The 23,901-nt window shown below is 74.1% G+C and carries 22 protein-coding genes; 7 read left to right on the top strand and 15 right to left on the bottom strand.

The window, feature by feature from the left end; genetic code table 11:
• Nucleotides 1-12: 12 nt before the first annotated feature.
• From ACFWEE_RS22825 to ACFWEE_RS22815, 3 genes are all read right to left on the bottom strand, one after another.
• The gene (locus ACFWEE_RS22825) at nt 13-741 is read right to left on the bottom strand and encodes an SCO2322 family protein (protein WP_386891624.1); all 729 of its coding nucleotides are present in this window, start codon (nt 739-741) and stop codon (nt 13-15) included.
• Entirely contained in the window at nt 738-2,009 is a 1,272-nt protein-coding gene (locus ACFWEE_RS22820; RefSeq protein ID WP_386891623.1) for a prenyltransferase/squalene oxidase repeat-containing protein, read from the bottom strand. Before ACFWEE_RS22820 ends, ACFWEE_RS22825 begins: the two co-directional genes overlap by 4 nt.
• A gap of 401 nt (nt 2,010-2,410) precedes the next feature.
• Nucleotides 2,411-3,016: a TetR family transcriptional regulator gene (locus tag ACFWEE_RS22815; RefSeq protein ID WP_386891621.1), complete on the bottom strand. Its 606-nt coding sequence runs from the start codon at nt 3,014-3,016 to the stop codon at nt 2,411-2,413.
• 162 nt (nt 3,017-3,178) lie between these two features.
• Here ACFWEE_RS22815 and ACFWEE_RS22810 point away from each other — a divergent pair, with 162 nt between their 5' ends.
• From ACFWEE_RS22810 to ACFWEE_RS22800, 3 genes are read left to right on the top strand one after another with little or no spacing between them, the layout of a single operon-like run.
• Complete coding sequence (locus ACFWEE_RS22810) at nt 3,179-4,492, top strand: glycosyltransferase family 4 protein (RefSeq protein ID WP_386891620.1); 1,314 nt, start codon at nt 3,179-3,181, stop codon at nt 4,490-4,492.
• 58 nt (nt 4,493-4,550) lie between these two features.
• The gene (locus ACFWEE_RS22805) at nt 4,551-5,282 is read left to right on the top strand and encodes a class I SAM-dependent methyltransferase (RefSeq protein WP_386891619.1); all 732 of its coding nucleotides are present in this window, start codon (nt 4,551-4,553) and stop codon (nt 5,280-5,282) included.
• Nucleotides 5,279-6,352 (top strand): prenyltransferase, encoded by a 1,074-nt coding sequence (locus ACFWEE_RS22800; RefSeq protein ID WP_386891618.1) that lies wholly within the window; start codon nt 5,279-5,281, stop codon nt 6,350-6,352. The genes ACFWEE_RS22805 and ACFWEE_RS22800 overlap by 4 nt, the downstream gene beginning before the upstream one ends.
• 64 nt (nt 6,353-6,416) lie before the next feature.
• Here ACFWEE_RS22800 and ACFWEE_RS22795 read toward each other — a convergent pair whose 3' ends face one another.
• Nucleotides 6,417-6,710 (bottom strand): hypothetical protein, encoded by a 294-nt coding sequence (locus tag ACFWEE_RS22795; protein ID WP_386891616.1) that lies wholly within the window; start codon nt 6,708-6,710, stop codon nt 6,417-6,419.
• Nucleotides 6,711-6,852: 142 nt separating this feature from the next.
• Between ACFWEE_RS22795 and ACFWEE_RS22790 the strand changes: the two genes are divergently transcribed.
• The gene (locus ACFWEE_RS22790; protein ID WP_386891615.1) at nt 6,853-7,410 is read left to right on the top strand and encodes a hypothetical protein; all 558 of its coding nucleotides are present in this window, start codon (nt 6,853-6,855) and stop codon (nt 7,408-7,410) included.
• Nucleotides 7,411-7,502: 92 nt separating this feature from the next.
• Here ACFWEE_RS22790 and ACFWEE_RS22785 read toward each other — a convergent pair whose 3' ends face one another.
• The 10 genes from ACFWEE_RS22785 to ACFWEE_RS22740 form a co-directional block, all read right to left on the bottom strand.
• Complete coding sequence (locus ACFWEE_RS22785; protein ID WP_386891613.1) at nt 7,503-8,324, bottom strand: hypothetical protein; 822 nt, start codon at nt 8,322-8,324, stop codon at nt 7,503-7,505.
• 203 nt (nt 8,325-8,527) lie between these two features.
• Complete coding sequence (locus ACFWEE_RS22780) at nt 8,528-9,439, bottom strand: N-acetylmuramoyl-L-alanine amidase (protein ID WP_386891611.1); 912 nt, start codon at nt 9,437-9,439, stop codon at nt 8,528-8,530.
• Between the two features lie 80 nt (nt 9,440-9,519).
• On the bottom strand, nt 9,520-10,107 hold the full coding sequence (locus ACFWEE_RS22775) for a class I SAM-dependent methyltransferase (protein ID WP_386891677.1): 588 nt from the start codon (nt 10,105-10,107) through the stop codon (nt 9,520-9,522).
• A 317-nt stretch (nt 10,108-10,424) separates the two neighbouring features.
• Nucleotides 10,425-12,383: an MFS transporter gene (locus tag ACFWEE_RS22770; RefSeq protein WP_386891609.1), complete on the bottom strand. Its 1,959-nt coding sequence runs from the start codon at nt 12,381-12,383 to the stop codon at nt 10,425-10,427.
• Between the two features lie 490 nt (nt 12,384-12,873).
• Nucleotides 12,874-13,506 carry a response regulator gene (locus ACFWEE_RS22765; protein WP_386891675.1) on the bottom strand — a complete coding sequence of 211 codons (633 nt, stop codon included), beginning with the start codon at nt 13,504-13,506 and terminating at the stop codon, nt 12,874-12,876.
• Nucleotides 13,507-13,561: 55 nt separating this feature from the next.
• Entirely contained in the window at nt 13,562-14,329 is a 768-nt protein-coding gene (locus ACFWEE_RS22760; protein WP_386891608.1) for a YqjF family protein, read from the bottom strand.
• Between the two features lie 106 nt (nt 14,330-14,435).
• Nucleotides 14,436-15,764 (bottom strand): sensor histidine kinase, encoded by a 1,329-nt coding sequence (locus ACFWEE_RS22755; RefSeq protein ID WP_386891606.1) that lies wholly within the window; start codon nt 15,762-15,764, stop codon nt 14,436-14,438.
• Entirely contained in the window at nt 15,761-16,495 is a 735-nt protein-coding gene (locus ACFWEE_RS22750; protein ID WP_386891605.1) for an ABC transporter permease, read from the bottom strand. The genes ACFWEE_RS22755 and ACFWEE_RS22750 overlap by 4 nt, the downstream gene beginning before the upstream one ends.
• Nucleotides 16,480-17,409 carry an ABC transporter ATP-binding protein gene (locus ACFWEE_RS22745; RefSeq protein WP_386891673.1) on the bottom strand — a complete coding sequence of 310 codons (930 nt, stop codon included), beginning with the start codon at nt 17,407-17,409 and terminating at the stop codon, nt 16,480-16,482. Before ACFWEE_RS22745 ends, ACFWEE_RS22750 begins: the two co-directional genes overlap by 16 nt.
• Before the next feature lie 639 nt (nt 17,410-18,048).
• Nucleotides 18,049-19,773: a hypothetical protein gene (locus tag ACFWEE_RS22740; RefSeq protein ID WP_386891603.1), complete on the bottom strand. Its 1,725-nt coding sequence runs from the start codon at nt 19,771-19,773 to the stop codon at nt 18,049-18,051.
• Between the two features lie 492 nt (nt 19,774-20,265).
• On the opposite strand from ACFWEE_RS22740, the gene ACFWEE_RS22735 reads away from it, so the two are divergent.
• The 3 genes from ACFWEE_RS22735 to ACFWEE_RS22725 are packed head-to-tail and all read left to right on the top strand — an operon-like array spanning nt 20,266 to nt 23,164.
• Nucleotides 20,266-21,102 (top strand): Nif3-like dinuclear metal center hexameric protein, encoded by an 837-nt coding sequence (locus ACFWEE_RS22735; RefSeq protein ID WP_386891602.1) that lies wholly within the window; start codon nt 20,266-20,268, stop codon nt 21,100-21,102.
• Complete coding sequence (locus tag ACFWEE_RS22730; protein ID WP_386891671.1) at nt 21,099-21,842, top strand: zinc ribbon domain-containing protein; 744 nt, start codon at nt 21,099-21,101, stop codon at nt 21,840-21,842. Before ACFWEE_RS22735 ends, ACFWEE_RS22730 begins: the two co-directional genes overlap by 4 nt.
• On the top strand, nt 21,842-23,164 hold the full coding sequence (locus ACFWEE_RS22725) for a bifunctional RNase H/acid phosphatase (RefSeq protein WP_386891600.1): 1,323 nt from the start codon (nt 21,842-21,844) through the stop codon (nt 23,162-23,164). The genes ACFWEE_RS22730 and ACFWEE_RS22725 overlap by 1 nt, the downstream gene beginning before the upstream one ends.
• A 53-nt stretch (nt 23,165-23,217) precedes the next feature.
• Here the strand turns inward: ACFWEE_RS22725 and eda are convergent, their stop codons facing one another.
• A complete protein-coding gene (eda, locus tag ACFWEE_RS22720) occupies nt 23,218-23,886 on the bottom strand; it encodes a bifunctional 4-hydroxy-2-oxoglutarate aldolase/2-dehydro-3-deoxy-phosphogluconate aldolase (RefSeq protein WP_386891598.1) in 669 nt (222 codons plus the stop codon).
• Nucleotides 23,887-23,901: the final 15 nt, after the last annotated feature.

Raw genomic sequence — 23,901 nt, 5'->3', positions numbered from 1 at the left:
ATCGAAGGCGGCTCATCGCCGGCGGCGTGCCTGGAGGACGGCGGCGGCGCCGAGGACCACGACGGCACCGACACCGGCGAGCACGCCGACGGAGGGACCACCGCCGTCACCTCCGGCGGCGTCGCCCGACGTCGCGGACGAGGCGGCCGGGGAGCTCGCGGCGGACGCCGTCCCGGTGGGCGCGGACGAGGTGTCGCCCGAGATCTGCTCGCCGCAGCCGGTCTCCGGATAGCCCGAGATGGCGCAGAGCAGCGCCGCGCTGTCGTACCGCAGCGGCTTCGCGACCGAGGCCAGCGCCTCGGCGGTGCTCGCGTCCGGGGCGACCCGCGCGCAGGCGGTACGGAGCGCGGGCGGCTGCTCGCCCGCGGGGGCGTCGGCCGCCGTGCCGGGGTCGATGACCAGCGCGACGCGCTTGCTGCCGTCCTTCGCGGGGGTGTCCCCGCAGACGGCGGCGAAGTCGGGGGCGCGGCGCGGCCGGGCCGCGTCGCCGGAGTCCTCGCTCACCGCGAACCGGAAGCCCTGCACCGCCCCGTCCTCGGGGCGGACCAGGGACGGCCCCTGGGTGGCGTACGCCCACCGTGAGCCGTCGCCCTCCCAGAAGGACCAATAACGGTATCCGGCGGCCTGCGCGGTGCCCGCGACGCAGAGCGTCACGACCGCCGCGAGCGCCGTCAGCGCCACGAGCGCCGCCGCCCGGCGGAGAACCCCGCCGGGCGTGTTCCGGAACGCGGGCGCGGTCACCGGCCGCCCTTGTCCTTGCCCCGGTTGCTGAGCAGGAAGCCGATGCCCGCGCCGACGGCCAGGCCCACCCCGATCAGCCACCAGACGCTGAAGCCGGAGCTGCCGGTGGAGGTGGCGGCGGGCTGCGCGCCGGTCGGGGTCGGGGAGGGCGCCGCGGTCGCGGCGGGCGCCGGGCCGGTCGCGTTGAGCTGGGCGACGAGGTCGGCGCCGCCGAAGTCGCGGGCGTCGGTGCCGGTCGCGTGCGCCGCGAGGATCAGCTGCGCGTACGCGGCGGGGCCGGACTGCTTCGCCCAGGCGGCGGAGTTCTTCTCCAGCCAGGTGACGGCGGTCGCGGCCTTGTCCTGGTGGCCGGAGGCGGCGAGCGCCACGACGGCGTCGGCGGTGTTGCCGAAGTCGGGCTGCGGGTCGGTGGTCTCCGCGCCCGGCATGGGCGCCTGGTCGAGGTGGCCGGAGCCGGCGAGCGCGGCGGTCAGCCAGTGCGCGCCGTTCTGGGCGACCTGCTCGGCGGTGAGGCCGGTGCCGGGCGTGCAGACGGGGGCCTTGCCCGGGTTGTAGCTGCCGGCCGCGAGGCCCTTGCCCATGGTGCCGAGCACGGCCGCGGCCGTGGCGTCCGCGTTGGCGGTCAGCGTGCCCTTCTTGTCGGGCTGGTAGGCGAACGCGCCGCCGTCCTCGCCGCCGCACGGCAGCGCGAGCCCGCGCAGCACGTCGTACGGGGTGTGCCCGGTGGACGAGGTCACGTCGGTCAGCTTCTTGCCCGCGCGGGCGAAGGCGCCGACGACCACCGCGGTCGAGTTCGCGTCGCTGGGGCTGCCGGGGGTGTAGCCCCAGCCGCCGTCGTCGTTCTGCACGGACGCCAGCCAGTCGATGCCGTTCGCCACGGCCGTCTTCTCGCCGGTCAGCTCGGCGAGCGCCTGCACGGCGGCGGCGGTGGAGTTGGTGTCCGTCATCGTCTTGGCGTCGCACGGCTGGTGGAAGTCGCGGTACGCGGCGAAGGCGCCGCTGTCGCACTGCTGGAGCTTCAGCCAGTTCACCGCCTCCACGGACGGGGTGACGTACTCGACCTTCTGGGCCAGGAAGGCCAGCGACTGGCGCCAGACCCCGTCGTACGTCGGGTCCGAGGTGCCGTAGAGCCCGGCGTGCGGGTCGGCGGGCACCGAGGGGGAGGCGGAGGGCGACGGGCTGGACGAGTCCGCCAGTGCCGCCGGGGCGGCGGACGCCAGGAGCACGGCGGTGGTCGCGAGCGCGGCTGCGCTGCGGCGTACGGTCATGACTGGCGAGGGCCTCTCCTGCGGGGGCCGGGCGCGGGCACGTACCGGTGCCGGGCTCGGCTCCGTCTGTTGCGACGGATGCGGACCACCGGACCTCCCGGCGGCATCGGCCGTTCGCGCCCGCGCCCCGGATTCCGCCCGGGACGCGGGCGGTTCACGGACGGCGACGACCCGGTGCGGACCGGGGCCGGGCGGGGAGCTGTACCGGGTTCGCACCGGTTTCCCCCGTACGGGCGTGATGAACGACGGGTTCACTCTACCGGGGGAGCGGGGACCGGCCCGGCGGCCGGTCGCCCCGGAGGGCCCCAGGTCACACCGGAAGAGGCGTCCGGCGACCGGCCCGCAAGGAGCGGGCCGTACCGCGACCGGGCGGGGAGCGGGGCGTACGGGGTGAGCCGTCCTCAGCCGGACGGCGGCACGGGGTCCAGCAGCCGGCAGACCGTCTCGATGTCCGTCCGCACCTGCGCGGCCCCCGCGCGGCCGGACAGCCAGGCGGTCAGGGTGCAGTGCCAGGTGTGCTCGACCACCCGCACCGCCGAGAGCTGCCCGGCGTCGGGGTCCGTCAGCCCCGCCGCGTCCAGGACGATCTCCGTCACCAGCCGGGAGACGGCGTCCACCTCGGCGCGCACGCTCCGGTCCGCGAAGGTCAGCGCCCGCAGCATGGCGTCGGCCAGCTCCGGTTCGCGGCGCAGTGCCCGGAAGGCGCGCAGCAGCGTCGCGGCGGCCCGCTCCCCGGGGGTGCGCCCGGCCGGTGGGTGGTCGGCCAGCGTGGTGCTCAGCAGCCGCAGCCGGTCGTGCAGGGTGGCGACGAGCAGGTGCACCTTGGACGGGAAGTAGCGGTACAGGGTGCCGAGGGCGACCCCGGCGGCCTCCGCGACCTCGCGCATCTGCACGGCCTCGAAGCCGCCGCGTCCGGCGAGTTCCGCGGTGGCGTCCAGGATGCGGGCGCGGCGGGCCCGCTGGCCCGCCGTCAGAGGAAGTGCGGGCGGCCGGGGGGCAGCGGTCATGTGGTCACCTCCGTGCCGTGGCGTGAATCACCTGATCCGGTCGTCACACCGACGCTACCTGCCGGTAGATTCGATCCTCATTGGACGGGTCGGTCTGAAACTTGTTCCAGATTATCGGCAGCGGTTACGCTCCGGAAAACGCAGTGATGAAGGGGGCCGGGAGTGACCGCCGAGGCCATGGAGACGGACCCCAGCGCGGGACACGGCGCCCCCGCCGGAGCGGACGACCGCCCGCTGCGGATCGCCCTCCTCACGTACAAGGGCAACCCGTTCTGCGGCGGCCAGGGCGTCTACGTCCGCCACCTCGGCCGCGAGCTGGCGCGCCTCGGCCACAGCGTCGAAGTGATCGGCGCCCAGCCCTACCCGGTGCTCGACGAGGGCGTCCCGCTCACCGAACTCCCCAGCCTCGACCTCTACCGGCAGCCCGACCCGTTCCGGACCCCCGGACGGGGCGAGTACCGCGACTGGATCGACCTCGCGGAGGTCGCCACCATGTGGACCGGCGGCTTCCCCGAACCGCTCACCTTCTCGCTGCGCGCCGGACGCCATCTGCGGTCCCGGCGCGGCGAGTTCGACGTGATCCACGACAACCAGACGCTCGGCTACGGCCTGCTCGGCGACCTCGGCGCCCCGCTCGTCACCACGATCCACCACCCCATCACCGTCGACCGCCGGCTCGACCTGGCCGCCGCCACGACCCGCATGCGCGCCTTCTCCGTACGCCGCTGGTACGGCTTCACCCGCATGCAGAAGCGGGTCGCCCGCAGGCTGCCGCACGTCCTGACCGTCTCCGGCTCGTCCCGCCAGGAGATCGTCGACGACCTCGGGGTGCGCCCCGGCCGCGTCGACGTGGTCCACATCGGCGCCGACACCGACCTCTGGTCGCCCGACCCCTCGGTCCCCGAAGTGCCGGGCCGGATCGTCACCACCTCCAGCGCCGACGTCCCCCTCAAGGGGCTCGTCCACCTCGTGGAGGCGCTCGGCAAGGTCCGGGCCGGCCACCCCGACGCCCACCTCGTGGTCGTCGGCAAGCGCGCCGAGGACGGACCCGTCGCCCGGGCCATCGAACGCCTCGGCCTCGGCGACGCCGTCGAGTTCGTCAAGGGCATCAGCGACGGAGAACTCGTCGACCTGGTGCGCGGCGCCCAAGTCGCCTGCGTCCCCTCGCTGTACGAAGGGTTCTCGCTGCCGGCCGCCGAGGCGATGGCCACCGGCACCCCGCTCGTCGCCACCACCGGCGGGGCGATCCCCGAGGTCACCGGCCGCGACGGGGAGACCTGCCTGGCCGTGCCGCCCGGCGACCCCGACGCCCTCGCGACCGCCCTCACCCGGATGCTGGACGACCCCGGGCTGCGCGCCAGACTCGGCGCGGCAGGCCGGGACAGGGTGCTCGCCCACTTCACCTGGGCCAGGGCGGCGGCCGGTACCGCCGACCTCTACCGCCGGGCCATCGCCGCCCGGGGTGCCCGCAGGTGACCCCACCGGACTCCGCTCCCGCCCGTGCCCGTACCACCGACCTCGAAGGCAGGCCCCCGTGCTGACCGTCGACTTCACCCGCTTCCCGCTCGCCGCCGGTGACCGCGTGCTCGATCTCGGCTGCGGCGCCGGCCGGCACGCCTTCGAGTGCTACCGGCGCGGCGCCCAGGTCGTGGCCCTGGACCGGAACGGCGAGGAGATCCGCGAGGTCGCCAAGTGGTTCGCCGCGATGAAGGCCGAGGGCGAGGCCCCGGCCGGCGCGACCGCCACCGCGATGGAGGGCGACGCCCTCAACCTGCCTTTCCCCGACGACTCGTTCGACGTGGTCATCATCTCCGAGGTGATGGAGCACATCCCCGACGACAAGGGCGTCCTCGCCGAGATGGTCCGCGTCCTCAAGCCCGGCGGACGCATCGCCATCACCGTGCCCCGCTACGGCCCCGAGAAGGTCTGCTGGTCCCTCTCCGACGCGTACCACGAGGTCGAGGGCGGCCACATCCGCATCTACAAGGCCGACGAACTGCTCCGCAAGATCCGCGAAGCCGGACTGAAGCCGTACGGCACCCACCACGCCCACGCCCTGCACTCGCCCTACTGGTGGCTCAAGTGCGCCTTCGGCGTGGACAACGACAAGGCCCTGCCGGTCCGCGCCTACCACAAGCTGCTGGTGTGGGACATCATGAAGAAGCCCGCGGTGACCCGGGTCGCCGAGCAGCTGCTCAACCCGGTCGTCGGAAAGAGCTTCGTGGCGTACGCGACGAAGCCGCACCTCCCGAAGGCAGAGGCGTGACCCTCCCCGAACGGACCGAACATCTCGTCCTGCCCGGTGTCCTGACGCCGGATCAGGCCGCCGCGACCGTCGCCGCGCTGCTCGACGTGCAGTGCGAGGACGGCGCCCTGCCCTGGTTCCGCGGCCACCACCTCGACCCGTGGGACCACACCGAGGCGGCGATGGCCCTCGACGCCGCCGGTGAACACGAGGCCGCCGAAGCCGCCTACGCGTGGCTGGCCCGCAGCCAGAACCCGGACGGCTCCTGGTACGCCGCCTACCACGACGGCGATCCGGAGCAGCCCACCGACCGCAGCCGGGAGTCCAACTTCTGCGCGTACGTGGCCGTCGGCGTCTGGCACCACTACCTCGCCACCGGCGACGACGCGTTCGTCGACCGGATGTGGCCGATGGTCTACGCGGCCGTCGAGTTCGTCCTCGGGCTCCAGCAGCCCGGCGGCCAGATCGGCTGGAAGCGCGAAGCCGACGGCACCCCCGTCGCCGACGCGCTGCTGACCGGCTCCTCCTCGGTCCACCACGCCCTGCGCTGCGCCCTCGCCCTCGCCGAGCGACGCGAAGAGCCCCAGCCCGACTGGGAGTTGGCGACCGGGGCGCTGGCCCACGCCATCGCCGCGCACCCCGAACGCTTCCTGGACAAGAGTCACTACTCGATGGACTGGTACTACCCGGTCCTCGGCGGTGCGATCACCGGAGCCGAGGCCCAGCGGCGCGTGGACGAACGCTGGGACGAGTTCGTCGTCCCCGGCCTCGGTGTGCGCTGCGTGCTGCCCAACCCCTGGGTCACCGGCGGCGAGAGCTGCGAACTCGCCCTGACCCTCTGGGCGATGGGCGAATCCGACCGGGCCCTGGAGATCCTCCAGTCCATCCAGCACCTGCGCGAGCCCGGCGGCCTCTACTGGACCGGATACGTCTTCGAGGGCGAACGCGCCTTCTGGCCCGAGGAACTCACCACCTGGACCGCCGGATCGCTGCTGCTCGCGGTGGCCGCGCTCGGGGGGGACGAGGCGACCACCGCGGTCTTCGGGGGAGAACGGCTGCCGAGGGGCCTGGAACCGGACTGCTGCACCTGACCGGCCCGCGGGCCGCCGGAATTCACCGTACGGCGGAGGCGGCCCGCCGCCCGCCGCCCGGTGCTCATGTACGACGCAGACGGCCCGCCACCGCGTGACCGACGAAGAGGTAGACGGCGGCGGCCAGACCGTATCCGGCGACCACCCGCGCCCACGCCTTGTCGAAGGTGAACAGGTCGTACGACCAGCCGGCCAGCCATCGGGCGGAGTCCTGGACGAACTGCACCAGCTCGTTGCCCCTGTTGGCGTCGAGCAGGTACATCAGGATCCACAGGATGATGATGAAGGCCATGACATCCGCGACGACGGCGATCGCGCGCCCCGCGGTACTGCTTCCTGAGCCTCGTCTGTAGGACATGCACACCGGATTGCCGCTGCCCGGGGCCTGAAACCCGGACGGCCGAACCCGGTGGCGGGGCGCCGCGTCCGGGGCGAGCCTGGCGGGGAGTGCCGGTCTTGGCCGGACAGCCCGTTCCGCCGCCCGGTCAGGAAGGCCCGCCGTGCCCCGTCCCGTACCGCCCCGCCGCCTGCCGGTGACTCCGCTGCTCGTCTGCGCCCTGCTCGCGGGCGCCACCGCCTGCGACAGCGGCAACGACAAGCAGATGGTCTCCTCCGACGCCTCGATCGTGGCCCCCACCGCGACCGCGGAGAAGCAGCGGCTCGCCAAGACCCGCTTCGTCGCCAACGCCGGTCTGGCGGCGGGCGCCGCCTACCAGTGGATCGTGAAGCCCTACCGCGCGGGCACGTTCAAGAAGGGCGCCGACGGCCGGTCCTTCGCCCTGGCCAAGGCGGGCCTCGCGGGCGGGTTCGCGTACAACCGGCTGAAGGCGGCGGCGAACAACGCCAAGGCCGACCCGCTCCTCTCCCAGGCCGTCGCCCCGCTCACCGCGGGCATCGAATCCCTCAAGGGGCTGGCCACCAAGTTCCGCAAGGGCGAAGCCGGTGACTCCGACATCGGCATCCTCGAAGACGTCGTCAACAGCGTCAAGGACGCGGGCACGAGCGCCGGCGCCGAGGTGAGGAACCAGGTGCCGTCGGTCTCCCAACTGACCGGGTGAGACGGCGCCTTCGACGCGCACGGTGCACACGAAGGCCCCCGGCCGCTGAACTCCCGCGGCCGGGGGCCTTCGTGTCGGACGGACGGGCGGGATCAGCCGCGCTGGATGCCCGAGGTGTCCTGGAGGACGCCGCGACGGCCGTCCTGCGTCTGCGCGATCAGGCTCTGGCCGCGCTGCTCGACCGCGAGGTACCAGGTACCGGGGGCCAGTTCGGCGATCTGGCCGGACGAACCGTCCTCGCCGTACAGCGGACGGGGCACCGGCACCGCGAACCAGAACGGCGCGAAGTCGGCGGCCGGCGCACCACCGGACTGGGGCGCCTGCGGCGACTGGGCCGCCTGCGGGGCCGGCTGACCCTGGGCACCGTACGGCTGGGGCTGCGGAGCACCGGCCTGCGAACCGAAGGACGGCTGGCCCGGGTAGCCGTACCCCTGGCCCTGCGGCTGCGCACCGTACGGCGACTGGGTGGCCGGGGCCGGGCGGGGGCCCGCCGAGAGCGGAGCCTTGAGCGCGGGAATCAGCGGTCCGGCGACCGTCGCAGCGGCGAGCACCAGGGACGCCAGCAGGCCGAGGATCAGCCCGGCACCCGCGTCTCCGGCGTCGATGGTGGTCCAGAACGCCGTCCACAGCGCGAAGACGGTGAGGGCCACGCCGAACTGTCCGAGGTCCAGACCGACGATCTTGCGGCCCGGCGTCGAACGGCTCACGATCACCAGCGCCGCTCCGATGACACCGGCGAGGAAGATGCTCATGAGGAGTGAGAGCGAATCCCAGGCACTCGCACTGTCGTAACCCGAGCAGTCGATGTTGCTGGGGCACTCGTAACCGGAGAGGTCGAGGAAGGAGGCGATGAACAGCACGACCGCTGCTCCGATCACCACGCCGTCGCCTCTAGTGAGGGAGCGGATATTCACGTGAAGGTCCTTAGTCGGTCGTCTCGTCGGGGACGGTCGTCGCTGCGCCCGGGACTCTTCCCTCGGGCGCGCCGAGAAGCCCGGGGCGGCTCCCCATCGTACGGATGAATCTATCGTCTGCCCGGGTGGGTTGGCCCCCGGCTTGCGCGACGGCCCGTCATCCCCCCGACATCAGCGCAGAACTACCCCGTACCGGGGCGGAACTACCCCTTCAGGTAGCTGCTGATGCCGTCGCTGATCCCCTCGGCGGCGCTCTGCCGCCAGCGCGCGCTCGTCAGCAGCGCGGCGTCCTTCGGATCGCGCATGTTCCCGCACTCGATGAACACCTTCGGAACCGTGGACATGTTGAGCCCGCCGAGGTCGTCGCGCACGTCCAACCCCGTTCCCCCGCCGATGTAATTGGACGCCGCGCTCCCGGTGGCCGCCACGAACCTGCCCGCGATACGGGTCCCCAGGTCGCGCGAGGGGCCCACGATCCGCGAGGTGTCCGCCGCCCCGTCCCGTACGAGCGCGGGCAGGATCACGTGGAACCCCCGGTTGCCCACGGCCGAACCGTCCGCGTGCACGGAGACCACGGCATCCGCCTTCGCCGCGTTGCCGATCCGCGCCCGTTCGTCCACGCACGGACCGTACGCGCGGTCGTCGTCGTACGTGAGGAGCACCTTCGCGCCCTGCGCCTCCAGCAGCTTCCGCATCCGGTGGGCGACGTCCAGCGTGAACCGGGCCTCCGCGTAACCGGCGTCGGTGGACGTCCCGGTCGTGTCGCACTCCTTGTGGCCCGTACCGATGTTCACCTGCCGTGCGATCTCACGGGTGTGCTCGTAATTGTGCGGATTGTGGCCGGGGTCGATCACCACGGTACGGCCCGCCAGCGGCCCCTTCGGCGAGGTCGCCTCCGGACTTCCGCCGGGCCCCGGCGCGGACGTGGCGGGTGACGCGGTCACCGAGGGGGCCGGGGCCCCCGCGTGCGGCTGCGCCTTCACCTCCGTCCCGCCGCACCCGGTGAGGGGCAGCAGGCAGAGGACGGCGAGCGCGGCGAACGAGGCGGTGCGGACGGGACGGCCGGCGGCCGGGCGGACGGAGGGCGGGGTGGGGGGAACGCTGGAGTACGGCACGCGGGCGATGCTACCGACGGCCCTCCGGCCCCCGCGTACGGATCCCGGCGCGCCCGGAACCCGGCTCCCGCGCTCCGGCCTCAGATCCCCTGCCCCGTACGCCGCAGCACGCGCAGCGAGTCGGTCACCGAGATCTCCGCGAAGGCACCGGAGGCGAGCGCCCGCTGATGCACCCGGTACGGCGCCTGTCCGCCGTCCGCCGGATCGGGGAACACGTCGTGGATCACCAGCAGCCCGCCCTCGGCGAGGTGCGGCGCCCAGCCCTCGTAGTCGCCGTTGGCGTGCTCGTCGGTGTGCCCGCCGTCGACGAAGACCAGCCCGAGCCGCCCGCCCCAGACCGCCGCGACCTGCGGGGAGCGCCCCACCAGCGCCACCACGTGGTCCTCGAGACCGGCCGCGTGCAGGGTCCGGCGGAACGTCGGCAGCGTGTCCATCCGGCCCACCTCGGGGTCGACCAGGGACGCGTCGTGGTACTCCCACCCCGGCTGCTGCTCCTCGCTCCCCCGGTGGTGGTCGACGGTGAGCGCGGTCAGCCCCGCGCCACGGGCCGCGTCGGCGAGGAGGACGGTGGAGCGCCCGCAGTAGCTGCCGACCTCCAGCAGCGGCAGCCCCAGCCGCGCCGCGTCGACGGCCGCCGCGTACAGCGCCAGCCCCTCGTGCACCGGCATGAACCCCTTGGCCTTCTCGAAGGCCGCCAGTACCGCGTCGGCGGGACGGGCGCCGGGATCGGCGACGGGAGCGGCGGCGGGTGCGGCGGACTCGGCGGCCACGGGTTCCTCCAGGTGGTGCGGGGAGTGTCGACGGCGGCGTCGCGCCGACAGAGGCGGTACGTCGGCGGCGGTGCGCCGACGGCGGCCCCATCGTGCCGCACGCCCCCGCCGGAGGGACCGGCGGGGGCGTGCGGGTGTTTCCCTCGGCTGGGCCCTGCGGGCCGTCAGGCGTGCCGTCCGACCCGGCTGCCGACCCGGCTGCCGGGTCGGACGGGTCAGGCGTGCTGCCCGTCCGCGCGCGCTTCTGCCGACGCCTGCACCGTCTCGGCCGCAGGGGACACCCCGGCGCCCTGCCGCTCCGCAGCGGCGGCGGTCAGCACCAGATCGGTCACCACCGGCCGCCCGTTCGCCGCGCACACGGCGGGCCGGGCGCGCGGTGCGTACCCGGCGGCGGTCACGACCAGCACGTGGCCCGGCTCGGGGGCGGCGGTCAGCGCGTACCGCCCCGCCTCGTCGGCGACGGCCAGACCGGCCTGCCGGCCCTGCCGGTCGACCAGGGTGACCGTGGCCCGCGCCACCGGCGCGCCCGCCGCGTCCAGCACCCGCCCGTGGAAAGCGGCCGGACCCGCGACGGTCCGGGAACCCCCGGCGGACGGCGCGGACGCCCCGGCGCCCGGGACGGACGGCTCCCCGCGCGGCACGGACGCCTCGCCGTGCAGCACCGCGTCGATAGCCACCAGCGCCTCGGCCTCCGCGAGCAGCGCCTCGCTCTCGCTGTCGGCGACCAGCACCAGGCGCGAGGCCGGGCGCTGCGAGGGCAGGAAAGCGGCCAGGACGAGACCGACCAGCACCGCGCCCGTCGCGATCATGAACGACAGCCGGAACCCGTGCATCGAGGGAACCGCCACCCCGCCCAGGTGGACCGAGGTGTTCGCCAGCACCATGCCGATCACGGCGCTGGAGGCGGACGTACCGATCGACCGCATCAGCGTGTTGAGGCCGTTCGCGGCCCCGGTCTCCGAGGCGTCCACCGCGCCGACGATCAGCGCGGGGAGGGAGGAGTACGCGAGCCCGATGCCGGCGCCCAGCACCGTGGAGATCACCAGGGTCTGCCAGGCGGCGTCCATCAGCAGGGTCCCGGCGCCGTAGCCGACCGCGATGACCAGCATGCCGATCATCAGGGAGACCTTCGGGCCGCGCCGGGCGGCGATCCGCGCGTACACCGGAGCGGTGAACATCATCGTCAGCCCCAGCGGTGCCATGCAGAGACCTGCGACCACCATGGACTGGCCGAGGCCGTATCCGGTGGACTCCGGCAGCTGGAGCAGCTGCGGGACGACCAGGGAGACGGCGTAGAAGGAGATGCCGACCATGATCGAGACCAGGTTGGTCAGCAGCACCTCGCGCCGGGCCGTCGTCCGCAGGTCCACCAGGGGAGCGACGGTCCGCAGCTCGTACAGACCCCAGACCACGAGGATCAGCAGACCGCCCGCGATCAGCCCGAGGGTGAGCGGTGCGGTCCAGCCCCACTCGCTGCCCTTGGTGATCGGCAGCAGCAGGGCGACGAGCCCGAGCGAGAGCCCGAACGCACCCGCGTAGTCGAAGGAGCCGGGCGCGCGCAGCGGCGGTTCGGGCACCAGGAAGACCGTCAGGACCAGGGCCACCACACCGACCCCCGCCGAACCGAGGAAGAGCGCGTGCCAGTCCGCGTGCTGGGCGACCAGCGCCGCACCGGGCATGCCGAGGCCGCCGCCCACGCCGATCGAGGAGCTCATCAGCGCCATCGACGAACCGAGCTTCTCCGGCGGCAGCTCGTCGCGCATGATGCCGATACCGAGCGGGATCGCACCCATCGCGAATCCCTGGAGCGCCCGGCCGATGATCATGATGACGAGATCATCGGTGAAGGCGCAGACCAGCGAGCCGATCACCATCACGGCGAGGCTGGCTATCAGCATCCGCCGCTTGCCGTAGAGGTCGCCGAGCCGCCCCATGATCGGGGTGGACACGGCACCGGCGAGCAGCGTCGCCGTCATCACCCACGTCGCGTTCGACTGGGCGGTGTGGAGAAGAGTGGGCAGATCCTTGATGACGGGGACGAGCAGGGTCTGCATCACCGCGACGGTGATGCCCGCGAAGGCCAGTACGGGGACGAGCGCTCCCCTGGGTTTCTTGATCTTCCGAAGCGGACCGGGGTTTCCCCCGGTGGTCTGTTCGTTCGTCGTCCGGTCCATACGTATGCCTTCCGGGCAGCTGTGATCACCGGAGGTACCCCCCAAGTGCATGCATACCGAACGCTTCTGGGGGCGGGTGTATTCCCGGGATAAAGGCGATCGAACTCAGTTGCGTTATCGGCCTGTTGGCGGTGGCTGGTTGGTGGTGGCCCGGTGGTGGACTGGTGGTGGTCGGTTGGCGAGGGCGGGGTGACGAGGGCCGCCGCGATCCGACCGGCGCCGAGGGGTTGCTACCTTGCCCGCCATGACCAGCGATTCCACCGGCGCGGCGGCTCCCGCGGAGAGCGCCCCGGCCACGCCGGGCGGTGAGAGACCCACCGTGTGCGGCGGTTCCGGTGGTTCCGGCGGCTTCGAGGGCGGTCGCCCAAGGGCTGATCCGGGTCCCGACCGCGCTCCGCGTACGCGCGACGCGGCCCGGGCGACGCTCTCCCGGCGCGTCCGGCCGGCCCTCGGACGGACGCGCCGGGCACGTACGTGACGCGGAGGGGCGTCAGAGCCAGCCCTGCTGCCGGGCCGCCCGGGCCGCCTCCGTGCGGTTGCGGGTACCGGTCTTGCCGATCGCGGAGGAGAGGTAGTTCCGCACGGTCGACTCCGACAGGTGCAGCTTCCGTGCGATGTCCGCGACGGTCGCACCGTCCAGGGCCGCGTTCAGGGCGTCCCGCTCACGTCCGGTGAGCGGGCTCGGCCCCGCCCCCAGCGCCGCCGCCGCGAGAGCCGGATCGACCACGGTCTCCCCGGCGAGCACCTTGCGGATCGCCCCGGCCAGCTCCTCCACCGGACCGTCCTTGACCAGGAAACCCGAGGCGCCCGCCTCCATCGCCCGCCGCAGGTACCCGGGACGCCCGAACGTCGTCAGGATCAGCACCCGGCAGTCCGGCACCTGCTCACGCAGATCGGCGGCGGCGTCCAGGCCGCTGCGCACCGGGAGTTCGATGTCGAGCAGCGCCACGTCGGGCCGCGAGGCGAGAGCCGCGGGCACGATCTCGTCCCCGGACCCCACCTGGGCGACCACCTCGAAGTCAGGCTCCATCCCCAGCAGCAGGGCGAGCGCGCCCCGCATCATCCCCTGGTCCTCGGCGAGCAGTACGCGCACGGACGGGGCGGGGCGGTGGTCCTGCGGCATCTCGGTCACGGGGAGAGCGTAGGGCCCAGGACCCGTGCGCGTGGCCCGTGGGCACTCAGGGCGTGGGCACGCCCGCCGGGGTGCGGGGCGGGAGCCCGAACCGTGCCGGGACACCGGGCGAGTACAGCACGCTGACGGGCCCGCCGGACGGCGCGGGCAGTCCTGCCGCGGCGACGAGGTTCTCGCTCTGGTCGAGGAGTTCGGCGCGGTGCAGGGGCCAGCGAGGATGGGTGTTCGGGAGGTAGCGGGAGCGGCCGAAGAAGGCGCTGTGCATGCCCCAGCGGGCGGTCAGGAAGTGTTCGAGCTCCGAGGGCTCCTCGACCCGGTCGCCGACGCGCACGGTGATCCGGCTGTACGCGCCCGCGGGGCGCCCCCACCGCCGACGGCTCGTGTACGTCACCGTGTCGCCCTCCCGCCGGACCTCCATCTTCGACCACACGTAGGGCAGGCCGAACCCGCTCCTGCCGACCGCGACGGGAAGCAGCCGGGACGCGTCGAGCGAACGGAAGACCACGCCCCGCCGCCCGTGGGCGTCCACCGAGTACAGGCGGACGTTGGTCTCCGGGAAGGAACCGAGATACGGGATGCCGGGCAGCCCGAACCACCCCACCCGGTGCATCCGGAACGCGACGAGCCCGACGTAGGTGGCACCGTCCAGCGTGTCCGGCCGGGTACCGGCGGGCAGCAGCGGGGCGACGAGGGCGGGGTCGACGGCCCAGTGGAGGAAGGACAGATCGAGCCAGGACTGGGTGAGCACGGGACGGTCCGCCGTGTGAGGAGCGTCGGCCGTTATCGGTTCCGGGAGCGTGGTCAGCGGCACCATCGTGTCAGTGTGCCATTGGCGTACCGGCGTTCGAGGTGACGCCGGGCACACGCGTACCCGCCCCTGCTCACCGCCCCCGTTCACCGTCCCGGCTCACCGCCCCCGCTCACCGTCCCGGCTCACCGGGCAGCTCCGCCCGCACGACGAACCCGCCGCCCGGACCGGGCCCGGCCCGCAGCGAGCCGCCGGCCAGCGCCAGTCGCTCGGAGAGCCCCACCAGGCCCGTTCCCCCGTGGGCGTACGAGCGCTCCCCGCCGTCCGCCCCGCGGCTCCGGCGGGTCCCCGGGACGTCCTCGCCGCCGGGATCGGCCAGGTCGTGTGCCGAGAGTCCCGCCTGTCCTGGAGGGCCGTCGTCAGTGACCGTCAGCAGCGCCCGCCCGCCCCCGGACGTGACGGAGAACACGCAGTGGGCCGCACCACTGTGCCGTACGACGTTGGTCACCGCCTCGCGCACCACCCAGCCCAGCAGCGCCTCGCCGCGCGGGGAGAGCGGCGGGCCGGAGCGGTGTACCGTCCCCTCGATCCCGGCGGCGGCCAACGCCGATACGGCACGGTCCAGTTCACCGGCGAGGCTGCCCTCGCGGTACCCCGTCACCGCCTCCCGGACCTCGGTGAGCGCCTGCCGGCCGACCGACTCGATGTCCGTGATCTGGCCGAGCGCCGCGCCCAGGTCCCGGGGGGCCAGCCTGCGGGCCGCCTCCGACTTCACCACGATCACCGAAAGGGTGTGCCCCAGCAGGTCGTGCAGGTCACGGGAGAACCTGAGCCGTTCCCGCTCCACCGCGTTGCGCGCCAACTCGGCCTGGGCATCACGGAGTTCCCGTACTGTCTCGGACAGTGCGAGGATCGAGGCCGTCACCGCGCCGGAGACGAACGTCCCGTACCCGATCGTCCACGGGTCCGACGCCTGGTCGCTGCGCCACACGGCGACGGCCGCGCCGCAGGCGGCCAGCCCGAAGAGCGCGAAGGTGAGCGTCCGGCCCCGCAGGATCGTGCCGGTCGCCAGCGAGAGCAGCGGGAAGAAGAGCAGCCAGCTCCCGCCGTACCCGGCCGCCAGCCCGAAGGTGATGGCCGCCAGGGCGCCGAGCAGTACGTACGATCCGGCGCTCCGGCGCCGCGCCGGAACGAAACTCCTGAACACCAGTTGGATGTAGAAGGAGTTGAACAGCAGAACGCCCACCGCACCCACCACCGGGTTCGGGGTCTCGCCCTTCCAGAGATTGGAGAAGGCCCCGAGCCCGAGCAGCAGCCACGGAATCAGCGCGTACGGTCCGGGGCCCGCCTTGCTCCGGCCCGCCTTGCTCCGGGGCTCCTTGTCCCGACCCGCCCTGCTCCGGAGCGGGAGCCACCACCGGACGGGCGGGCGACCGGCGCACCCCGGGTCGGGTGGCTCCGCGCCGCCTGCGCACGCGGGGCCACCGGTGCGCACCTTCACAGGGTCCTCGCCGCACGCCGGTACGAGACGACCGCGTAGGCGCCGAACAAGGACGTCCAGACCAGGAGTTCGGCGACCGAGGCGAGGTGCGGAGCCTGTCCGGCGACCGTCGTCCAGCCGAGATCGGCGAAACCGTGCGCCGGTGTGTGGGCGCCGACGGCCCGCAGCGGTCCGGGCAGCGAGTCCAACGGGAACCACAGCCCGCCGACCACCGCGAACCCCGTCATGCAGGCGATGTTGACCACCCCGGTGCCCTGCGGGGTGAGGCGGTAGCCGTTGCCGATGCCGAGCAGGGTGAACGGCAGCGTGCCCAGCCACAGCAGGCCCACCAGCAACCCCCACTGCCACCAGCCGAGTCGGATGTGGTTGACCAGTGCCCCTGCCAGCAACACCCCGACCAGGGCGGGGAGCACGGTCACCGAACCGCTGACGGCCCGGCCCACCACGATCCGCGACGGCGCGAGCGGAGTGATCCGCAACTGCCGCAGCCAGCCGAGCGACTTGTCGGACGCGATCCCCGTACCGACCGCCATCGCCGAGCCCAGTGCCCCGTACGCGGCCATGCCGGTCATCGAGTAGGCCCGCCAGTCGTCCGCGCCCGTGCCGCCCCCCGAAGCGTCGCCGAGGTTGGTGAAGAGCAGGTACATCAGCACCGGCATCCCGGTCCCGAAGATCAGGAACGCGCCGTCCCGCAGGGTCCGGCGGACTTCCAGCATCACGTACGCGTACATCGGCGTGACTCCTCGGGCGTGACGGCCGGGCCTGCGGTCAGGGCGAGGAACGCGTCCTCCAGGGTGGCGCGGGAGACCAGCAGCCCGCGCACCGCCCCCATTGCGGCGAGCGCGACGACCGTGGCATCCGGGTCACCCGAACGCAACAGGGCGCGGTCACCCCGCACTTCGACACCGACGACCCCCGGCAGCCGGTCCAGCCCGTCGGCCGTGCGGCCCGCCAGGTCGATCCCGACGAGACCGCCGCCCACCGTGCGCCGGATGCCGTCCCCGCTGTCGTCCGCGACGATCCGACCCCGGTCGAGGACGACGATCCGGGCGGCGTTCTCGTCCGCCTCCTCCAGGTAATGCGTGGAGAAGAGCACGGTGTTGCCGCGTTCCGCGAAGGCGCGCATCGACTCCCAGAACGCCCGCCGGGCCTCCACGTCCAGCGCGGCGGTCGGCTCGTCCAGCACCACCAGCCGGGGGTTGCCCGCCAGCGCGACCGCGAAGCGCACCCGCTGCGTCTGGCCGCCGGAGAGCTTGTCGATGCGGCGGTCCGCGAACGCCGAGGCGCCCGAGAGCCCGAGGACCTCGCCGGTCTCCATCGGCGCGGGATAGGCCGACGCCACGAACTCCACCAACTCCCTCACGGTCACCCGGGGGATGGGCCGCCCCTCCTGGAGCATCGCGCCGACCAGCCCCGCCCGCACCGCATGCTCCGGCGGGCCGCCGAACAGCTCCACCGCCCCCTCGTCGGGGTCGTCGAGCCCCAGCAGCATCCCGATGGTGGTCGACTTCCCGGCGCCGTTGCGGCCCAGCAGGGCCACCGTCTCCCCGGCCCCGATCGCCAGGTCGACGCCGTCCACGGCGCGCACGGTCCCGCCCGAACGCCCCTCCGTCCGGAAGGACTTCGACACGCCGGTGAAACTCACCGCCGGGGCGTCGGCGCCGTCCCCGCTCTTCCGGGCCCCCGCCGAGCTCCCGGCAGCCGCCCCCACCGGGGCAGGCCCCCCGCTCGCACTTCCCGTTGTCGTCATGGTGCGACGGTACGGGGGTGCCGGGCCGGGCGGCAGAGCCGTGCGTACGGCCTCCGGCAGGACAAATGTCCTGGGCCGGACCGGCGGAGCGGAGAACGACGGCGGGGGTCGCCCCGGCCGTTTCCGGCCCGGGGCGACCCCCGCCCTCTCGTACCGCTGCTTTCAGGACACTCCGGCATCCCCGTGGGTGGGCCGGCGGTGCCGACCGTGCGCCTGCGCGGAGTTGGTCTCCGCCGACACGCCCCCTCGGTGCTTTCCGGAGCCGCCTGCGTCGGCCCGTTGCGTGTCCGCCCCCGGCGGGCACGTCTGCATCGTGTCGGTTCGGGCTTCAGACATCTGGGAAGTCACCCCGTTGCGCTCGCTTGCGTGTGTACCGGGGGCCCGCCGCCGTCCGTTCCGGTCCTCCCGGACTCCGCTCCGCGCGTCCGGAAAGCCCTCTGGGCGCACGATCACACTGCGCACCCGTACGAAACGACTGCGTAGCCCCCGGGGAAATCTTAGTGCCGCGACCGACGGGGTTCGCCCGCCGTGCCGCTACCGGTCCTCCCGGAGCGGGCCACCGTGCAACGGCGCCTGCCCCAGCGGAACCGGCCTACACCCCTCAGGAGATGATCCGTCCACGGATGGTTGCGTTCCGGATCCGTCCACCGCCCCGGGACCGCACCGCGCACCGCCGTACGCGTCCGGGGCGACGGAGGCGACGTCCTCCGGCACCTCCAGCCGCACCAGCCCGCAGGGCGTGTCGGGGCGCTCGTACGGCAGGCTCAGCACGCCCTCGCGGCTCCAGGAGCCCGTCCCGGCCAGCCAGCCCGCCGGGGCCACGAACTGGTGCAGCCGGCGGCCCGCCGGGCGCCAGACGCCGAGCCAGCTGCCCGCCGCCCCGTCGATCCGCAACGCCACCGCGCAGGTCTCCGGCATCAGCATCTGCCCCGGCTGCACCGCGAACGGGGTGACCGCCACGTCCGCCGGGCGCAGGCACTCGGGGAAACGTACGGGCAGGGCGCTGCCCAGCACGCCCCAGCCGAGCCGGTCGTGTCCGGGCGCGTCCGAGCGGAGCAGGAAGAGTCCGCTGTCCGGTTCGGCGATCAGCAGCCGGTCGTTGCTCTCCGGCGTGATCTGGAGGAGCGGAGTCACCTCGCCGCGGCGTTCGAGGTCGACGGCGACCGTCTTCACCGGCCCTCTGCCGGGCGGCCGGCGGTCGAGCGCCAGCACACGGCCCGTACGGTCCAGCCAGACGCCGCCGGAGCAGAGCCCCGGCACGTCGGCCACGTGCTCGGGCCCGAACGAGCCGCCCGCCACCCGCCAGACGGAGGTGGTGAAGATGCCCGGCGCCAGGGCGTAGACGCTCACCCCGTCCGGGGCCGGCGGGAGCAGCGTCATCCGCTCGCACTCCACGGTCCCCAGAGAGAGCTCGCCGGTCCCGGGACCGGTCGGGTAGAGCAGCGAGAACGCGTGCCGGTCGGCGACCCGCCGCCGGATCAGCACCCGCCCGTCCGCGAGCGGCACCACCTGGGAGTCGGGCTCCTCGGGCTGGTCGAGCGGGAGCGGTACGGCGTACGGCTCCGGGCCGTCGAGCGTCCACCGCTCCGGATACCAGCCCCGGCCGAGCGCCGCGCTGCCGCCCATCGTGAGCCGCGCCGCGTAGGCGCCGTCCGCCGAGAGCGTCGGCGTGCCCGCCGCGTGCGGGGCCCGGTGGGCCGCCACGGCGGGGGGATGGGCGGGCGGGGGCGGGATGCGGCGGGGGAGGGGAGCGCCCCCGGCGGGGGGCGCGGGGCGCCGTACGGCCGACAGCCCGGCGGCGTTGGTGGTGGCGGTCGCGTTGGTGGCGGCGTTGGCCGTGGCCGTGGTGGTGACGGCGACCGTGGGTGCGGGTGCGGGTGCGGGTGCGGGTGCGGGTGCGGGCGCGACGGGCGCGGACGCCGGGGTGGTCGCGCCGGTCCTCGTACCGGCGGTGGCTGCCGTTCCGACGGGGGCCGACGATCCGGTGGACGTGTGGAAGGAGGCCGCCGCGGGGGAGCCGACGACCGCCCCGACCAGCGGGACGAGCGTCGTCGCGTCGACCCCCCGGCCGACCGGGGCGCCCGTGGGCACGACCGTCCGCCCGGTCACGACGACCCGGATGGCCATGCCCCCCGCACCCTCGTCGGCGCGAGACCCGTCGGTGCCGGACCCGCCGGGCACGGACGTGCGGGGGCCGGGCACGGGCAGGGCGCCGCCGCCCGGTGCGGCGTACGGCGTGGCGTCCGGTCCGGATTCCACCGGCCGCCCCGGTCCCCGCTCCTCCAGCCCTCCGCGTCTTTGTCTCTGCGGCTCCCCGGGGGTCCCGGGATCCTCGGGTTCGTCGGAGGCGGGTTCCGGCTCCCCGGCCGCCCCGACGCCCCCTCCGGTCAGACCTTCTGCGACACAGGCAGTCATGGGTGTGTCACCTCCGGCGACCGAAGCTAGTTTTCGCGCTTTCCCACGAACGACGCCACACCCGCCGCTTCACACATAAGGATGGTGTAAACCGGATTTGCCCGTGAGGCGCCGAAGGGCTGTGCTTCTGCCGCTCCCCGTCCCGGTACCGGTCCGTCCGATGCCGGTCGACGCGTGTCCGGCTTCCGCGCGACGTGTGCGCCTGCGCTCGTCCGGCGCGTGTCCGACGCCCGCCCACCCCCGTGCCAGGTGACGATGCGTGACCGGAGTGGGCCGCTACGGATGGGTACGCGCAGCCATGACCGGTGGGGTGCGCAGGCCAGGTAGCCTTTCCCCGTGCCCCGTCTGTCTGAAGTCATCGCCGAGCTCGACGCCCTCTGGCCCCCCGAGCGGGCCGAGGGGTGGGACGCGGTGGGTACGGTCTGCGGCGACCTGGACGCGGAGACCGACCGGGTCCTGTTCGCGGTCGACCCGGTGGGGAGCGTCGTCGACGAGGCGGTACGGCTCGGTGCCCAGCTGATCGTCACCCACCACCCCCTCTACCTGCGGGGTACGACGACCGTCGCGGCCGACACCTTCAAGGGCCGGGTCGTGCACACGCTCATCCGGCAGGGCATCGCGCTGCACGTCGCGCACACCAACGCCGACACCGCCGACCCCGGCGTCTCCGACGCCCTGGCCGGAGCGCTCGGCCTGCGGGTCACCGGCCCCCTGGTGCCCGACCCCACCGACCAGCACGGCCGTCGCGGCCTCGGACGGATCTGCGAGCTCGACCACCCCGAGACGCTGAGCGACTTCGCCGCCCGCGCCGCCGCCCGGCTGCCCGCCACCGCGCAGGGCATCCGGCTGGCCGGCGACCCGGAGGCGACCGTGCGCACGGTCGCCGTCAGCGGCGGCTCCGGCGACAGCCTCTTCGACGCGGTGCGCGCGGCGGGCGTCGACGCCTTCCTCACCGCCGACCTGCGCCACCACCCGGCCTCCGAGGCCGTGCAGCACTCCCCGCTCGGCCTGGTCGACGCCGCGCACTGGGCCACCGAGTGGCCCTGGTGCGAGCAGGCGGCGGCACAGCTCGACGCGATTTCCGACCGCCACGGATGGGACCTGCGGGTCCACGTCTCGAAGCAGGTCACCGACCCCTGGACCACCCACCACTCTTCTGGAGCCCCCAACTGAACGCCGCGCCCGCCGACCAGATCCGACTCCTCGACGTCCAGGCACTCGACGTTCGCCTCGCGCAGACCGCGCACAAGCGGGCCTCGCTGCCGGAGCACGCCGAGATCGAGTCCCTCAACAACGACCTCGCGCAGCTCCGCGACCTGCTGGTCGCCTCGCAGACCGAGGAGAGCGACACCAGCCGCGAGCAGACCAAGGCGGAGCAGGACGTCGACCAGGTGCGCCAGCGCGCCGTCCGCGACCAGCAGCGTCTCGACTCCGGCGCGGTCTCCTCGCCGAAGGACCTGGAGAACCTCCAGCGCGAGATCACCTCGCTGGCCAAGCGCCAGGGCGACCTGGAGGACGTCGTCCTCGAAATCATGGAGCGCCGCGAGGCCGCCCAGGAGCGCGTCGCCGAACTGACCGACCGGGTCGCCGCCGTGCAGGCCAAGGTCGACGACGCCACCGGGCGCCGCGACGTCGCACTCAAGGAGTTCGACGCCCAGACCGAGACGATCACCAAGGACCGCGCGGTCGTCGCCGACGTCATCCCCGCCGACCTGCTGAAGCTGTACGACAAGCTCCGTACCCAGCAGGGCGGTGTCGGTGCCGCCCGGCTCTACCAGCGCCGCTGCGAGGGCTGCCGCCTGGAGCTGAACATCACCGAGGTCAACGACGTGAAGGCGGCGTCCCCCGACACCGTGCTCCGCTGCGAGAACTGCCACCGCATCCTGGTGCGCACCTCGGAGTCGGGCCTGTAATGACCTCGTCCCACCAGCTCGTCGTCGAAGCCGACGGCGGTTCCCGGGGCAACCCGGGGCCCGCCGGTTACGGCGCCGTCGTCGTCGACCCGGCGACCGGCGAGACCCTCGCCGAGGCCGCCGAGTACATCGGCATCGCGACGAACAACGTCGCCGAGTACCGGGGCCTGATCGCCGGCCTGCGGGCCGCGAAGGCGCTGTTCCCGGAGGCGGCGGACGGTTCGGTCCGGGTCCACGTGCGGATGGACTCGAAGCTGGTGGTCGAGCAGATGTCGGGCCGCTGGAAGATCAAGCACCCCGACATGAAGCCCCTCGCGGCGGAGGCGGCCACCGTCTTCCCGCCGTCCGCCGTCACGTACGAGTGGATGCCGCGCGAGCGGAACAAGCACGCGGACCGGCTCGCCAACGAGGCGATGGACGCGGGCCGCCGGGGCGAGCAGTGGGCGCCCTCCGCCTCCACCGCCGCCCTGGACGCCCCGGCCCGCCCGGCCGTCGGCGAGTTCGGCGACGTACCGCCCGGAGAGGTGGGCGACGCGTCCGCCGGAGCGGCCAAGGTGCGCGCCGCCCTCGCCGCCGCCCGTACCGGGTCCACGGGCCCCGCGAGCGCCCCCGGTGCCGCGTCCCCCACGCGTACCGCCGAGGCGGACGCCGCCCCGGCCGCCGCGCCCCGGAGGGGGTGGGCCGCCGCGCCGGACATGGGCGCCCCCGCCACCTTCCTGCTGCTCCGGCACGGGGAGACCGCCCTGACCCCGGAGAAGCGGTTCTCCGGCAGCGGCGGCACCGACCCGGAGCTCTCCGCGACCGGCCGCGAGCAGGCCGAACGCGCCGCCGCGCACTTCGCGGCCCTCGGCACCGTCCAGGAGATCGTCAGCTCACCGCTGCGCCGGTGCCGCGAGACGGCGGGCGCGGTGGCGGCCCGGCTCGGCCTCGACGTGACGATCGACGAGGGGCTGCGCGAGACCGACTTCGGCGCCTGGGAAGGGCTCAGCTTCGCCGAGGTCCGTGAACGGTACGGCTCCGACCTGACGACCTGGCTCACCGACCCCCGGGCGGAGCCCACGGGGGGCGGCGAGAGCTTCGTGGAGGTCGCTGACCGGGTGGCCGTCGCCCGCGACCGGCTGGCCGCCGCGTACGCGGGCCGCACCGTGCTGCTGGTCAGCCATGTGACGCCGATCAAGACCCTGGTCAGGCTGGCCCTGGGCGCCCCGCCGGAGTCCATGTTCCGGATGGAGCTGGCCGCCGCGTCGCTCTCCGAGGTCGCCCACTACGCCGACGGCAACGCCTCCGTGCGCCTCTTCAACGACACCTCGTACCTGCGGTAGTCGCCCCGGTCGCCCCGGTCGCCCCGGCCCTCGCGGCCGGGGCGCGCTCGGGCTCAGCCGCGCAGGGCCGCCGCCTCGGCGGCCAGTCGCTCCACCCGCGCCCAGTCCTTCGTGGCGACGGCCTGACCCGGGAGCATCCAACTGCCTCCCACGCAGCCGACGTTGGGCAGAGCGAGATAGTGCGGGGCGGAGGTTGCGGAGATGCCACCGGTGGGGCAGAACCGCGCCTGCGGCAGCGGGGCCGCGAGCGCCTTGAGGTAGGCGGTGCCGCCGGCCGCCTCCGCCGGGAAGAACTTCATGTCGGTGACCCCGCGTTCCAGCAGCGCGACCACCTCGGAGGCGGACGAGACGCCCGGCAGGAAAGGCAGCCCGGACGCCCGCATCGCCGCCAGCAGGGTGTCCGTCCACCCCGGGCTCACCAGGAACTTCGCCCCGGCGGCCACCGTCTCCGCCACGTTCGCCGCGGATATCACCGTGCCCGCGCCCACCAGGGCCTCCGGCACCTCGCGGGCGATGGCCGCGATGGCCTCCAGTGCCGCGGGCGTCCGGAGGGTCACCTCGATCGCCGGGAGACCGCCCGCGACGAGCGCCCGGGCGAGCGGCACGGCGTCCGCCGCGTCCTCCAGCACGACGACGGGGACGACGGGGGCCAGATCGAGTACGGAAGGGGACGGTGCGGACGGGGTGGAGGCGGCGGCGACGGGCGCGGGGGAGGCGGTCATGACGTCATCCTGCCG

The sequence above is a fragment of the Streptomyces sp. NPDC060184 genome (assembly GCF_042728795.1).
In the GTDB taxonomy this organism is placed as follows: domain Bacteria; phylum Actinomycetota; class Actinomycetes; order Streptomycetales; family Streptomycetaceae; genus Streptomyces.
The sequence above is the reverse complement of the archived record's forward strand: the minus strand, read 5'-3'. Positions and strand labels throughout refer to the sequence as shown.

Coding starts and splice junctions, on each gene's coding strand:
- ACFWEE_RS22725 (WP_386891600.1), top strand. CDS start 21,842: ATGACCTCGTCCCACCAGCTCGTCGTCGAAGCCGACGGCGGTTCCCGG.
- ACFWEE_RS22770 (WP_386891609.1), bottom strand. CDS start 12,383: ATGGACCGGACGACGAACGAACAGACCACCGGGGGAAACCCCGGTCCG.
- ACFWEE_RS22765 (WP_386891675.1), bottom strand. CDS start 13,506: ATGCCGCAGGACCACCGCCCCGCCCCGTCCGTGCGCGTACTGCTCGCC.
- ACFWEE_RS22820 (WP_386891623.1), bottom strand. CDS start 2,009: ATGACCGTACGCCGCAGCGCAGCCGCGCTCGCGACCACCGCCGTGCTC.
- ACFWEE_RS22750 (WP_386891605.1), bottom strand. CDS start 16,495: ATGTACGCGTACGTGATGCTGGAAGTCCGCCGGACCCTGCGGGACGGC.
- ACFWEE_RS22815 (WP_386891621.1), bottom strand. CDS start 3,016: ATGACCGCTGCCCCCCGGCCGCCCGCACTTCCTCTGACGGCGGGCCAG.
- eda (WP_386891598.1), bottom strand. CDS start 23,886: ATGACCGCCTCCCCCGCGCCCGTCGCCGCCGCCTCCACCCCGTCCGCA.
- ACFWEE_RS22775 (WP_386891677.1), bottom strand. CDS start 10,107: ATGCCGGTGCACGAGGGGCTGGCGCTGTACGCGGCGGCCGTCGACGCG.
- ACFWEE_RS22795 (WP_386891616.1), bottom strand. CDS start 6,710: ATGTCCTACAGACGAGGCTCAGGAAGCAGTACCGCGGGGCGCGCGATC.
- ACFWEE_RS22760 (WP_386891608.1), bottom strand. CDS start 14,329: ATGGTGCCGCTGACCACGCTCCCGGAACCGATAACGGCCGACGCTCCT.